The sequence below is a fragment of the Marinobacter sp. CA1 genome, assembly GCF_020546665.1.
In the GTDB taxonomy this organism is placed as follows: Bacteria; Pseudomonadota; Gammaproteobacteria; order Pseudomonadales; family Oleiphilaceae; genus Marinobacter; species Marinobacter xestospongiae.
Genome location: NZ_CP071785.1, coordinates 1,505,645 through 1,518,554, shown reverse-complemented (window position 1 = coordinate 1,518,554; position 12,910 = coordinate 1,505,645). Strand labels below are relative to the sequence as shown.

14 protein-coding genes and 2 pseudogenes are annotated in these 12,910 nt (G+C 51.2%); all 16 read left to right on the top strand.

Annotated elements, in window-relative coordinates; all coding sequences use genetic code 11:
- The first annotated feature begins 91 nt into the window (after positions 1-91).
- The 16 genes and pseudogenes from J2887_RS07130 (at position 92) to J2887_RS07060 (ending at position 12,853) form a co-directional block, all read left to right on the top strand.
- Positions 92-538, top strand: coding sequence for a hypothetical protein (locus J2887_RS07130; RefSeq protein WP_227175292.1), 447 nt, complete (start codon positions 92-94; stop codon positions 536-538).
- Positions 539-583: 45 nt separating this feature from the next.
- Positions 584-1,408, top strand: a complete 825-nt coding sequence (locus tag J2887_RS07125; protein ID WP_227175291.1) for a hypothetical protein — start codon at positions 584-586, stop codon at positions 1,406-1,408.
- Positions 1,409-2,253: 845 nt separating this feature from the next.
- Positions 2,254-2,460 carry a hypothetical protein gene (locus tag J2887_RS07120; RefSeq protein WP_227175290.1) on the top strand — a complete coding sequence of 69 codons (207 nt, stop codon included), beginning with the start codon at positions 2,254-2,256 and terminating at the stop codon, positions 2,458-2,460.
- Between the two features lie 219 nt (positions 2,461-2,679).
- Positions 2,680-3,842, top strand: a protein-coding gene (locus tag J2887_RS07115; RefSeq protein WP_416381911.1) for an IS3 family transposase whose coding sequence is annotated in 2 segments (ribosomal slippage) — positions 2,680-2,941 and positions 2,941-3,842 — 1,164 coding nt in all. Because the reading frame shifts where the segments join, the coding sequence is not laid out codon by codon here.
- 84 nt (positions 3,843-3,926) lie between these two features.
- Positions 3,927-4,178: pseudogene (locus J2887_RS21825) on the top strand (DUF1493 family protein); the annotation flags it as partial.
- Between the two features lie 111 nt (positions 4,179-4,289).
- Complete coding sequence (locus tag J2887_RS07105) at positions 4,290-4,808, top strand: GNAT family N-acetyltransferase (protein WP_227175289.1); 519 nt, start codon at positions 4,290-4,292, stop codon at positions 4,806-4,808.
- A 27-nt stretch (positions 4,809-4,835) separates the two neighbouring features.
- Positions 4,836-5,968, top strand: a protein-coding gene (locus tag J2887_RS07100) for an IS3 family transposase (protein ID WP_227174066.1) whose coding sequence is annotated in 2 segments (ribosomal slippage) — positions 4,836-5,106 and positions 5,106-5,968 — 1,134 coding nt in all. Because the reading frame shifts where the segments join, the coding sequence is not laid out codon by codon here.
- 183 nt (positions 5,969-6,151) lie between these two features.
- Positions 6,152-6,481, top strand: coding sequence for a DHCW motif cupin fold protein (locus J2887_RS07095; protein ID WP_228752867.1), 330 nt, complete (start codon positions 6,152-6,154; stop codon positions 6,479-6,481).
- A 108-nt stretch (positions 6,482-6,589) separates the two neighbouring features.
- Positions 6,590-6,991, top strand: coding sequence for a PaaI family thioesterase (locus tag J2887_RS07090; protein ID WP_227176066.1), 402 nt, complete (start codon positions 6,590-6,592; stop codon positions 6,989-6,991).
- A gap of 634 nt (positions 6,992-7,625) precedes the next feature.
- Positions 7,626-8,072, top strand: coding sequence for a GNAT family N-acetyltransferase (locus tag J2887_RS07085; RefSeq protein WP_227175287.1), 447 nt, complete (start codon positions 7,626-7,628; stop codon positions 8,070-8,072).
- A 14-nt stretch (positions 8,073-8,086) separates the two neighbouring features.
- Positions 8,087-8,344 (top strand): annotated as a pseudogene (locus J2887_RS21820) (hypothetical protein); the annotation flags it as partial.
- 9 nt (positions 8,345-8,353) lie between these two features.
- Positions 8,354-9,118: a hypothetical protein gene (locus J2887_RS07080; protein ID WP_227175286.1), complete on the top strand. Its 765-nt coding sequence runs from the start codon at positions 8,354-8,356 to the stop codon at positions 9,116-9,118.
- 653 nt (positions 9,119-9,771) lie between these two features.
- Positions 9,772-10,410: an HAD family hydrolase gene (locus J2887_RS07075; RefSeq protein ID WP_227175285.1), complete on the top strand. Its 639-nt coding sequence runs from the start codon at positions 9,772-9,774 to the stop codon at positions 10,408-10,410.
- An 81-nt stretch (positions 10,411-10,491) separates the two neighbouring features.
- On the top strand, positions 10,492-10,962 hold the full coding sequence (locus J2887_RS07070) for a GNAT family N-acetyltransferase (RefSeq protein WP_227175284.1): 471 nt from the start codon (positions 10,492-10,494) through the stop codon (positions 10,960-10,962).
- 142 nt (positions 10,963-11,104) lie between these two features.
- Positions 11,105-12,166 carry a PA0069 family radical SAM protein gene (locus tag J2887_RS07065; RefSeq protein WP_227175283.1) on the top strand — a complete coding sequence of 354 codons (1,062 nt, stop codon included), beginning with the start codon at positions 11,105-11,107 and terminating at the stop codon, positions 12,164-12,166.
- A 282-nt stretch (positions 12,167-12,448) separates the two neighbouring features.
- Entirely contained in the window at positions 12,449-12,853 is a 405-nt protein-coding gene (locus J2887_RS07060) for a VOC family protein (protein WP_227175282.1), read from the top strand.
- Positions 12,854-12,910: the final 57 nt, after the last annotated feature.

The following is a 12,910-nucleotide window of genomic DNA, read 5'->3' as shown; positions in this document are numbered from 1 at the left end:
CTTAACAAGGCCAGGCACAGCGACGGCCTTTTTGCTGCGGCTGCGCCTCCACTACAAGGCCGCATGTGCTGCGGGCGTTAAGTTTATGAGCATGAATGAAATCTACAGCAGCCGATTTCTCAATAAGAAAATACGAAGAACGGAGAATCGTCTCGCTGTCGATCTATCTATGCCGAGATGGCATAGGGCAAAGCTTGAAAATGATCTTGAGTGGCTTTTGACCTGGAGCATTAAGCGAGTAAGCGGTCCTGATTACTTGTGGTGTGACGGAGCTAAAGGCTTACAGATAGTCCGGTTGTCTAAAAGATCCTTCTCCTTGGATGCAACCGTCCTCATTGGTCCAGAGAGCGATGTGAGTCAGCTTCATGAGGCCACGTTACAGGGAGTGGTCTTTTTGAGTTCTCATGGGAAAAAGCTTAAAGAATATGAGTTAGCGGTACGGCTTGGCAGCTCTGAATATGTAGTCTCTAAAAAACTTAACAATCGGCTGCACGGCGACCGATTTTCCGCCGCTTTGCGGCTCCAAACCGGCGCGTGATCCGGGCGTTAGCAATTTAGGCAACCCATTAAAGAAGAGGGTCATATGGAAGTGTTCGATACAGTGAATCTCGCTATCTCCGTAGGTCTTGGTCTCCTCTCGATCGGGTTAGCAGTTTTCGCTATTTGGCTTAGTTTCCAATTCAGCAATAGATCTGAGCAAGCATTAGACTCAGTGAAAGATCTAAGTGGTGAAATTCGCACCCTTGTGGAAGTGAGTCTTACACATCAGAAGGATTTCTCTTCAAAGATGCTCGATTCACTTATTGAGCAGAACCAATATGGAAGCCCTGAAGCGGTAGAGAAGAGCGGGGCTCAGGTTTTTGAGGAGATGATCAACAGACGTCTTGACCAAGCCGAACAGACTATTACACAGAATATAGAGGAAAAAATCCAAGCAGTTGGTGAAGCAGGTCGTTTAGATAACCAAGATAGGGAAGCCATCATCTCTTCGATAAAAAATGAGCTTACCGAGTTTCGAACAACGGCTAGAGAAGCGTCGGTGAAAGCTCTCTTGCCGATCAAGCTCAAAAGGAAATTGGAGTCGTTCCTTGATTTCCCTGCTCATTATGTTGTGCTTGCGGCTATTATTAAATCCGGCGCTAATACTCTGGAAGCACTCGAGAAATCGAAAGAATTTTTTCACTTTCCTGAGGAAGCTGACTCGGGGATTGAGAATTTACTGGAAGCAGGACTCCTAACCGGAGACCTGGAGAATTTTCAATGTAATGACAGCTATCTTCCACTGTTGAAAAGATGGGTTGCACGTAATAACCCTATTCTAAGAAAGCTTTCAGAGCGATTCGAATTAAAGACCTCTCCTACTGTCGATCAGGAAGAACTATCTCTCGCTAAGGCATTGAGATTTTGAATTGCTAATCGGGTAGCCGTGGGTATCTAGCCCCCAGCCCCCACAACACCCTGCATGCGGGACCGCACAGGGCGTTTCCCGAAAACGTTTAGAGCAAGTCGGCCGATTACCTCCTGCTTACCCCAATGATGGCTTCTGATTTTGCGCCAATGTTCCTTGGAACGGTCGGATATGGAGTCATTGAGCTGCACAGGCTCCTCATTGATTTTCGAGTTCAGGCCTTCACCCTGTCCCACCCATTACGATGGGCATTTGGCTACTATGCCGTCTGCTTCTGCTCAATCACCGGCAAGGTTACCCCCGCAGACACTATCGGTGTCCATCTCGTTCGCTCGCAACCGCCGATGGCAACGGCTGCGCCCAGGCTTGATCAACCAGTGGCCTGACTGGTCATTGACCAATCGCTCGTTGAGCAGACCCCGATACGTCGGACCGCCCCAGATAAGGACATGCACTGTCACTGCACTGCTGCATCATTTACGGTGGCCGTTAGATCACGCGGCTTCGTCGTCTTGTGCCAACTCGCCTTCGGCCTACGCCTCATATGATGTTCTTGTTCATCAGCTCGCAGTTTTGCGTTCGGCATCCCGGCCGCTCCAGGTATTCACGGCGCCTTCGGCCCTCCAGACGGAACCTCGCGGTTCAGCCCTTGCCATTCGCTAGTGGTTAGCGTTCAATCGGGTAAAACCCATTGAGCGGTGATCTTCCCACAGGAGACTTTCACCCCATTAGTTCATGCCCATGGTGGGCGTACACCAAGCAATGCAGCCGACGTCTTATTTTGAGTTTTTTTGTACGGCCGCTGCACCCCCATTTTAGTGGGTAGGACCAAAGTAGAGAGATCAATGCTGAAGGTGAGCAATCATTTCAGTAGGGAAGCCAAGCTCATGCTGTTATTTCCTATATTGCTGATCACTATTGGGATTCTCACCGCTATTGTTGGCCCATGGCTAAAGCAGCAAACAGCAATTGATCGTTGTCTGGATGCAGGCGGTAAATACGAATATAAAACCCATTCGTGCATTCAGAGTGAAAAAGAGGTGACAAGGTGACGTTTGGCCTTTTGGTTCAGTTTCTGCCACATCTTGGGATGAGAATGCTATGGAGATTTTTGGGCTATATGTTGGAATCAAAGCAAAGCAAGCCCGCGTTACCAGCGAAGCTGACCAAGCATGAACAGAGTAACTAAACAGGAACTTGTAGTGGCATAGTGAATCTGGCCACCTGATTTTGAGTGTATGATCACTCACATAATGAATCAGGTGAAGACGATGACGAAAAAGAGATCCTTCAGTCCGGAATTCCGTTTGGAGGCTGCCCAACTGGTGGTCGACCAAGGATACACGGTGAAAGCTGCCTGCGATGCCATGGGTGTCGGCAAATCCACCATGGAGTACTGGGTCCGTAAACTTCGCTCCGAACGGGCTGGCAAAGCGCCCAGAGGCGAGGCCCTGACCACAGAGCAGCGTGAGATTCAGGAACTGAAGCGTCGTCTTCGTCGGGCGGAGGAAGAAAAGGAAATCCTAAAAAAGGCTACCGCTCTCTTGATGTCAGACTCCCTGAGCAATTCTCGATAATCGAGCGACTTGAAGAGAGCCATGCGGTGCAGCGCCTGTGTCAGGTGTTTGGGGTGCATCGCAGCAGCTACCGGGCATGGCGTGACCGGGATAGAACGCCCTGTGAGGCGGAGCAAGAGCTCCAGGCGCAGGTTGTCGAGGCGTACAAGACCAGCAAGGGTTCAGCCGGGGCGCGAACGATTGCCAGCATGGTAACGCAGGCCGGAATACCGCTGAGCCGTTACCGCGCCAGCAGACGGATGAAGCAGTTGGGACTGGTAAGTACGCAACCGCCAAGCCACGCTTACAAGAAGGCTGATCAGCCGCACCTGGATATTCCGAACCTTCTTGACCGGAAGTTCGACGTAGAGGAGCCCAACCAGGTATGGACCGGAGACATAACCTATCTGTGGACGGGTGCGCGCTGGGCTTATCTGGCTGTTGTGATCGATTTGTTCTCCCGTAAACCGGTGGGCTGGGCCATATCCCTGTCGCCGAATACAGACCTGGTGAAGAAGGCTCTGACGATTGCGTATGAAGCCCGTGGGAAGCCCTCAGGAGTCATGTTCCACTCGGACCAGGGGTGCCAATACACCAGCCTGAGATTCCGGCAGTTGCTATGGAGCTACCAGATGGAACAGAGCCTCAGCCGGCGAGGGAATTGCTGGGATAATGCCCCGACCGAGCGCTTCTTCCGGAGCCTGAAGACAGAATGGGTGCCGGAAATCGGATATCCATGCTTTGTCTCGGCGAAGCAATCAGTCATGGACTATATGATCGGCTATTACAGTGCGCTGCGACCGCACAAATACAACGGTGGATTGCCGCCGAACGTGGCCGAACAGGCCTACTGGAAAACTCAAAAGACAGTGGCCTAAAACACTTGACCACTACAACTTGAAGCCATCTTTCTCGAGCAAACCGGGCTCAGACCGGAATAGCTATTCTCGAACTCCAGACTCGAACAAGACTGCGGTATAACCGGTGATGATGCCTGGGAGCTACTAGAGTCAATTTACGAGAAATTTGGTACTGAACTGTCCGACCTGGATTTTGAGCTGTACTTCCATGGAGAGGCCGAGGGCCTTTGGAGCCGCCTTCTCAATCGCTCCAGAGAAAAGCACAGGCTTGCCTTTCCGGTCACGGTTGATCATCTGTTTCAAGTGGTGGAAAAAGGGAAATGGTTTGTGCCTCCCCAAGTGCAAATAATATAACAAGGCAATCAAATTCGTTCCGGCCCTTCAGGCTCCACCGGGCGCCCACTACGCTGCGTTACAAGTCGTCCGAATCTTCGTGTTTTAGGCAATCGTCAGAGAGATAATGTAATGACAAAATTAGAAATTAGAAAAGCAAACTCATCCGACTCAGCCTTGATTCTCCGCTTCGTGAAAGAGCTTGCCAGGTATGAAAAAGCTGAGCATGAGGCTACAGCGTCAGTGGAAGATATTAAGAAATCGATCTTTAGTGAAAACTCAACAGTTGAAGCCGTCATCTGTGAGCGGGACGGCACTCCAATTGGCTTTGCTGTGTACTTCTATAACTACTCAACCTGGCAGGGTAAAAAAGGCCTGTACTTAGAAGATTTGTACGTTACACCTGAGTCCCGTGGTTCTGGTGCAGGCAAGCTCTTGCTAAGATATTTGGCAAAGAAGGCTGTAACGGAGGGTTGCGGTCGCTTTGAGTGGAGCGTCTTGGATTGGAATCGGCCCGCAATCGATTTCTACGAATCTATCGGTGCAAAACCTAAAAGTGAGTGGGTTGGTTACCAACTCTCAGGTCAAAGCTTAGTTGATTTTGGGGCAGTGAGGTGGACCCCAAATTTTGGACAGGTGCCCAAGCTCTGATTCATCATCTCCACAAGGAGGAGAATCATGAGCAAGAAACGCAAGCAATACAGCGCATCATTCAAGTCCAAAGTCGCTCTGGCCGCGCTCAAGGGTGACCAGACCACATCTGAAATCGCTGCCCGGTTCGAGATTCACCCGACCATGGTCAGCAACTGGAAACGCGAGCTGCTGGAGAATGCCCCGGACCTCTTCGAAGGCAAGAAGAAGACCGGCAAACAGTCCAGCGAGCCCAGTTCTGACGAGCTTTATCGCGAGATCGGCCGACTGACAGTGGAACGCGATTTTTTGTCGCGCAAGCTCGATCAGTAAGCCGTCAACGCCGGTTGGCGATGATCGAGCGTGGTCATCCCCAAGTCAGCATTGTGCGCCAGTGTGAGTTGCTCAAGCTGAGCCGCTCATCGGTGTACTACGTCCCTCGTGAGCAATGTCAGGAGGATCTGGATCTGATGTACCTGATTGACCAGCAGTATCTGGAAACGCCGTACTATGGCTCTCGTAAGATGCGAGTCCACCTGGAACGCCAGGGCCACCGGATAAACCGCAAGCGGGTGCAGCGGCTGATGCGCACCATGGGCATCCAGGCGGTGTATCCAAGGCCCAGGACCAGCATTCCGGGTGATGGGCACAAGGTTTATCCGTACCTGCTCAAAGGGCTGAAGATCGACCGCCCCAACCAGGTGTGGGCGACTGACATCAGCTACGTTCCGCTGGCCCGGGGCTTCATGCACCTGGTCGCCGTCATCGACTGGTACAGCCGCAAGGTGCTGTCCTGGCGGGTCTCTAACACCATGGACACAGACTTCTGCATCGATGCTCTGGAGGAGGCCCTACAGCGCCATGGAACGCCGGAGATCTTCAACACCGATCAGGGTGCCCAGTTCACCAGTGAAGCCTTCACAGGCGTTCTCAAAGATCATGACATCCGGATCAGCATGGACGGCAAGGGCTGCTACCATGACAACATCTTCGTGGAACGGCTCTGGCGCAGCGTCAAACACGAGTGCGTCTACCTCACAGCCTTCGAGGATGGACACCACTTGAAACAGGCGCTCCACCGGTACTTTCGGCATTACAATCAGACCCGGTACCACCAAACCCTTGAATACCAAACGCCCGATGAGGTGTACTACGGGCAACCCATCTCTCTGGCAGCCTGAGCCAGGGAAACAACCGAATCATAGCTTAGGGACACCGTCAGGTTGTCCAACTGATTGGGTCCACCTCACAGCCACGCGGATTACCTAACCCAAAGCTCATACAGAGGAAATAAAATCCCGTTTCATTCATGGCGCTCCATGATATTGTTTATTAATGATTTTATTTATTTAAGGAAAAACAAATTGAATATAAAAAATCTACCCTTTGGAGTTACTGATTGGTCTGAAGTAGAGAAGACCGAACACGCAGGTGAACAGGGAGCCGCTTATTGGCAGACTCGCACCTTTGGCGATATTCGGGTTCGTATGGTCGAGTACAGCCCGGGCTATCTGGCAGATCATTGGTGCGCCAAAGGGCACATCCTTCTCTGCCTGGAAGGTGAGCTACACACCAAATTAAAGGACGGGCGTTGCTTTGTTCTCCGGCCGGGTTCCAGCTATCAGGTGGCGGACAATGCTGAACTTCATCGGTCATCGACTGAGCACGGCGCAAAACTCTTCGTCGTGGATTGAAATTCCATATAAACAGATCATACACCAGATGCCGTAACCTGCGCTTAGCGCAGGTTTTGTCACCGGTATTGCCCGAAGTACCGACAAAGGAGCAGAACATTGAGCAATATGTTAGAAAAAGGGCAAGAGATTTTGTCTCAACAGTCCTTCAGCTTGCTTTTGGGAGCAAAGCTGGAAGCCTTTGAAGCCGGAACCGCTGAATTAAGCCTAGAAATTCGAGAGGATCTCAAGCAAAACAATGGGTTTGCGCACGGTGGTGTCATCAGCTATTTGGCTGATAACTGCATCACTTTTGCGGGAGCCTCAGTACTAGGGCGCTGTGTCACCTCAGAGTACAAAGTTAACTACGTTCGGCCTGCGATCGGGGATAGATTGATCGCCAGATCAACAGTTTTGTCTTCTGGAAAACGGCAAGCGACATGTGAGTGCAAAGTGTACGGGCTAGCAGATGGAGAGGAAAAGCTGGTTGCGGTCTCTCTTGGAACCATAGTCAAGATTGAGGCCTCGTAATCTAACTAGTGTCCCGTGCGGTTAATTTGCCGATCTACCGGGCCACTGAAAGCGTTGAGGCCCAAAGGAAACTTTCACCCTGTTAGTTCATGCCCATTTTGGGTGTACACAAGCGCAGATGTGGCCCTTCGGGTCTCCACCGGACGCCCACTACGCTATACTCCATGGGTGCCGTATATTTTCGTGTTATAGTTCACAAGGATCGATATCGTGATAAGTCGCACAACTATTGGACAACTGAATGCTATCAGTTTTTTTTTGTCTTGGGCCATGCTAGCGATTTTCGCCCTTTACTTTGTCTACGCGCTGGCAACTGAGGACGGAAGCGAGAGCACATTACTACAGTTATTTTGCGGGTTTCTTTTCTTCGGCGTAGCTCACTTTGCTCTCGCTTTTTTCGTTCGCTGCCCTCACTGTCATCGATGCCTCACAATTCAAGCCTTCCAAAAACCACATTCGGCATCAAGCGGCAATTGGGCAACAGTTGTCGCAAAGTGGTTTTGTGGCTCAGTCGTATGCATATATTGTGGATGCCGAGTTGATACGAAAAATTTATAACATGTTGTTTTAAAGATTTTCCCACACCCCACTTCAGCAATCCCATGATTACGACGCTAGGGTTTAACTTTAATCTATGAATATAAGAGAGTTTAAAGCACGCCTGGATCTCGATTTTTATGTTGAGGGAAATTCGGAAGCATTTAGAAAATCTTACCCAGGCATTAGCGTTCCAGCCAGCTTAATTAGCGAGATGAGCTATGGAATGGAAGCAATTGAGTCAAGTGACTATGTGCAGGGATACACAGCGGAAAATGAATTTGAACAAGTAGGATTCATTGTCGCCGCACTTCAGGCATTTTACACTGTTCCCTATGTATATATTGAAAGCATATTCGTGGCAGAAAAATACAGGGGGACTGGGATAGCAGAGCAGCTCATTACCCATGCAGAGGCATGGGGTAAAACTAAGGGAGCGCAGTTCATACAGCTAGATGTCTCCTTGTCAAATGAGCGAGCCAGGGTCTCATACAAGAATATGGGTTTTACCGAAACAAGAGCGCAAATGGATAAACCATTGTGAGCTCAAACTAAAGCATGCCGGTTGAAAAGCCTGGATTCAGCTACTACAACCACAATCAGGGTTCGATGGTCGTGATCAACTATCAAGACTATTTCCACCCTGGCACCTCAGAACATGCGGCACACTTACTTTTTTCCTACCCCAAGGACATCAAATCCAGTCGTGAAATTTAGTGGTATTGTACCAAGGCCGAACTGGACCGGGACATCCGCCGGGCGAAGACGACCCTTCCGCTGGATGATTCACTGAAGAAAGTGGACCGCTTCCTAAAGAGAGATCTTATGAAATTAGAGTATAGAAAAAATTATTGCGGAGAGTTTCTTTGTGGATACTACCGGATTCACGACCTTGTTGATATCAATGATATTTTATATGAAGCTCAGGTATTGAGTCAGGGGAGCCATGGCTACAAGTTCATCATGACCTTAGATGATATAGGCCAAGCCTCTTATACCTCTATGCATTCGAAAATGAGCAACGAATTGGATGGCGGTGAATGGCTTACTTCTGAAAATATTGACCCATCATGGATGGACGGAGACTTCTTGCGCGATGACCTTGGCTTTGACAAGAAATTCTTAATTCGAAAACTAGGATTCAAGCATGGACTCTCTAACGTTAAGCTTGAAGATATCTTCAAGAAATCATTATTTTTAGACCAAGAGTCGAGAGACGACGTTATTGAAGTCAACAAAAATCCATTAACAGTCATCGACAAAGAGGTCTATCTTCTTAAAGTGCCAGTAGAATATAGCTATGAAGCGATACTTTCTTTTCCAAATGGTTATTTTAGCTGCGACCTATCTCCATTTGAGAATTACAGGTTGGCAGAGCATTTGGAGAAGGAATATGGATTTCATTTATTTGGAATTGGTGCCAGCTACATTTCATTCATTAAAGGCCCAAGATTTGAACCCAAAAAGGTAGATATGATCTTGGAGTTTTTAGCCAAGATCTATCTCAAGAATGAAGACAGGGAGTTTATCGATTTCATGAGGCTTAGCATACTAAATAGAGACATTCTAACCTTACGCTATTCAGAGTGAATGAAAACGCCGTATCATTTTCGGTGCCCCTCAGATCACGAGGCTTCCTCCAGACGACGCCCCGCGAATCGGCCCTTGCCATTCACTAGTGGCTAGCGTTCAATTGCGAAGCTCCCATTGAGTGGTGATTATCCCACAGAGGACTGCCACCACATTCAGAAAGGGGTCAGATTGATTAATTTAAAATCTATCTAACCCCTTTTGTTGAGGAGCCATAGTTTCTATGTGTGGGAGAACCGGGAGAATGGCTAGGCCACTTAAATAATCTGACCTTATTTCAATCGGATCAATATTACTTATCCCTATAGGGTTTTTCTTAAAATTTTTCTTTCAGGCAGAAGGGACCACTCTTTTTTCCATGGTCACCTCCCTTGCTGTGTGTGTTGTGACGTTCACATTGATCCAGAAAAACACTGAAGGCAAGAAGGGTCAGTTATTAGCATTATGGATGCAGCCGCTAATTCTTATTCCATCATGGTATTTAATTCATTTCGGGGTTGAAGCCACTGACGAGAACCATTTCGATGCGGTTACCATCTTTCTGGTTGTTACAGCATTTACTTCACTCTGTTTCTTGCTCGGCGTTAAAGTTGGTTCTTATAAATAGTAAACAGAACAGACATGCACAGAATGCCAATGCTTAGGGAGGGGTTATGCATCTGGTCCTATTCGACATCGACGGAACGTTGGTTGAGTCATACGACTTCGATACGGAGTGCTTTCAAGCAGCGATTCAGGACGTATTGGGAGTGACGATAGGGCCGGACTGGGGTCACTATCATCATGTGACTGACTCCGGAATCCTCGCGGAGGTGATTGATGGGCTGGGCTTTCAACCTGACAGCGAGAGGATCACCGCAGAAGTCAAAGAACGGTTCCTGAGCAGAGTGGCGGATTACATTTCGTGCCACGCTGTATCTCCAATCCCCGGCGCGCAGGCGTTCTTATCTCAGCTCATCGAACGCAAGAACGTGGCGGTAGCGTTCGCGACTGGTGGCTGGAGTGAATCCGCGAAGATGAAACTTGATGCTGCGGGTCTCACCTTCTCTTCTGTGCCGTTGGCCTCTTCCTCGGATCACTACAGCAGAACAGAGATCATGCGGTTGGCCGAAAGACGTGCGGGGAAGAGTCCGTACGATTCCATGACCTATTTTGGGGATGGCCCCTGGGATCAGAGAGCTTCCGAGGCTCTGGGTTACAACTTCGTCTCAGTCGGGGATCGTATTGCTAGCCCCAAATCGGTTCGTGATTTCACCGATGTCGATATGGCTTTGGGATACATTGGCTTATAACCGATGGCTGCACTACGGCCTGCTTTTGCGCCGCTTTACGGCTGCAGGTTTGACGCAAGGTTTCCGCCTTAGGAGATAGGAATGTCCGTAAAGATTGAAGTGGCCGAGACCACCGAGCAGTTTGAGGCAGGTGGCCGGTTGATTCGTGCGTATGCCGAATTTCTGGGGCTGGATCTGGAGTTTCAGGGGTTCTCGAGTGAGTTGGCATCGCTGCCCAGAATGTACGGCCCACCCAGAGGTGCACTACTGCTGGCAACGTGGGAGGGAATTTATGTTGGTGCGGTCGGCCTGAGAGAGTTCGAGCCCGGCGTTGCTGAGATGAAGCGGATGTTTGTTCTGCCGGACTATCATGGCATGGGGGTTGGTAAAGCCCTGACTGAAGCATTCCTCGGCCAGGCAAAAGAAATGGGCTACGGTTCAGCGCGGCTGGACAGTATTCGTGAGCTTGATAAGGCCTTGCGTTTATACCAAGACCTTGGCTTCACAGAGATCCCACCTTACCGGTTTAATCCTCACCCGGAAGCGGTGTTCATGGAGTATAAGATCTCTTAACTGCCGGCGTTGCAACCTCCGACCATTGCTCAACACCCGGGCCCTCTCTCGTTCAGCCGCCGGTTGGAGAACCCTTGCGCAGGCATCCGGCAAGGCGTAGCATTCAACTACCTGTATATATAAACAGTGCCGAGAGCCCGCCATGAAAACCCGAGCCACCGCCCTGAACCCCAACAACCGGTTCCAGCCTATCGCAACCGACCGCCAAGTCGATGATGGCTGGCACCGTGACCCCAGTGATGAGGTCTGCCCGGATTCCGTGGCCACCGAAATCACCGACGAACGGGTCCGCACCATCATCAGCCGGAACCAGTCTCCGGACGTGCCGTTTGACCAGTCCATCAACCCGTACCGGGGCTGTGAACACGCCTGCATCTACTGCTTTGCCCGTCCCACCCATGCTTACTGGGATCTATCGCCGGGCCTGGACTTTGAGACCCGGCTGATTGCCAAGCCCAATGCCGCCCGGCAACTGCGCCAGGAGCTGGACAAACCCGGCTACCGGCCCTCCCCCATCGCCCTGGGAGTCAACACCGATGCCTACCAGCCACTGGAGAAAGAACGGCGGATCACCCGGGAAATCCTGGAAGTGCTTACCGAGTACCGGCACCCGGTCTCCATCATCACCAAGGGCGCACTGATTCTGCGTGACCTCGACCTGCTGTCGGAACTCGCAGCCCAGGGGCTGTGCTCGGTGCGGGTGAGTCAGACCACCCTGGACAACGACCTGAAACGCCGCATGGAGCCACGCACTGCGGCACCCGCCACTCGCCTGAAGGTGCTACGGGAGCTCTCCAATGCAGGCATTCCCACCGGTATCATCATCGGGCCGGTGATTCCGTTTATCAACGACCAGGAGATCGAATCGATACTGGAGGCGGCGGCCGGAGCTGGCGCGCAACAGGCCACCTGGATTCTGCTGCGGCTACCGCTGGAGTTGGATGAGCTGTTCCAGGACTGGCTACAGCGCCACTTTCCCCAGCGGGCAGACCATGTGATGAATCGCATGCGGGATTTGCGGGGCGGGCAGAGTTACAGCGCCCGATTCGGCGAACGAATGTCCGGCACCGGACCCTACGCTGATCTCATCCGGCAGCGATTCAACAGAAAGGCCCGGGCGGTCGGCCTCAACCAGGTCGACCACGAGCCCTTGAGGACCGACCTGTATCGCCGGCCCGGTGGCGAACAGATTGCACTATTCTGAACCGGCGGCCGCGGCAGGATGACGTGCTCCATTCCCGGCTGGCGAAAAACCCGAACCGAGTTGATTGAGCGGCGTCCCGACCCTGACATTGCCTGCCTCAATCAGTTGACGATCAATAACCGCACAAGCATATTGACCATTCCGCGCCCGCCGCAGGCTGAGCCGTAGGTCTTGGCTTTTAAAGCGTTTCAGGGGAGCCTCGGATTCACTCCGGATCGCCTCAGTGCCAGTCCCCAGGAAGTGGGTACCATAGCATCATGCCAGCCCAAAGGAGTAACAGGCATGTTCAGCCATATCACCGTTGGAACCGGTAACTTAAGGGAAGCAACCGAATTCTATAACGCCGTACTGTGTCACCTCGGCTTTCAGCAACGAATCGTCGAGCCAGATGGCGGGCCTTTAGCCGCGTGCTGGGTCAATGGAGAGGCACCGCTGCCACGGTTCTACGTTTACGAACCCTTCAATGGCGAAAGTGCCTCAGCAGGTAACGGTGCAATGGTTGCGTTCTCTGCGCCCAGCGTCGAGGCGGTCGACCAGGCGTTCAAGGCAGCCATCGAGCTTGGCGGCGCGGATGAAGGCCAACCCGGCGAAAGGGAACATTACGGCAAGGGCTACTACGGCGCTTACCTGCGGGACCTTGATGGCAACAAGATCCATCTGGTCTACCGGGGGGATGTGTCAGCCTGAGGCGTTGCTGAACACCCCGTAGCGGCGCTTCCGTCAACGCCAGCGTATCCCAGACTT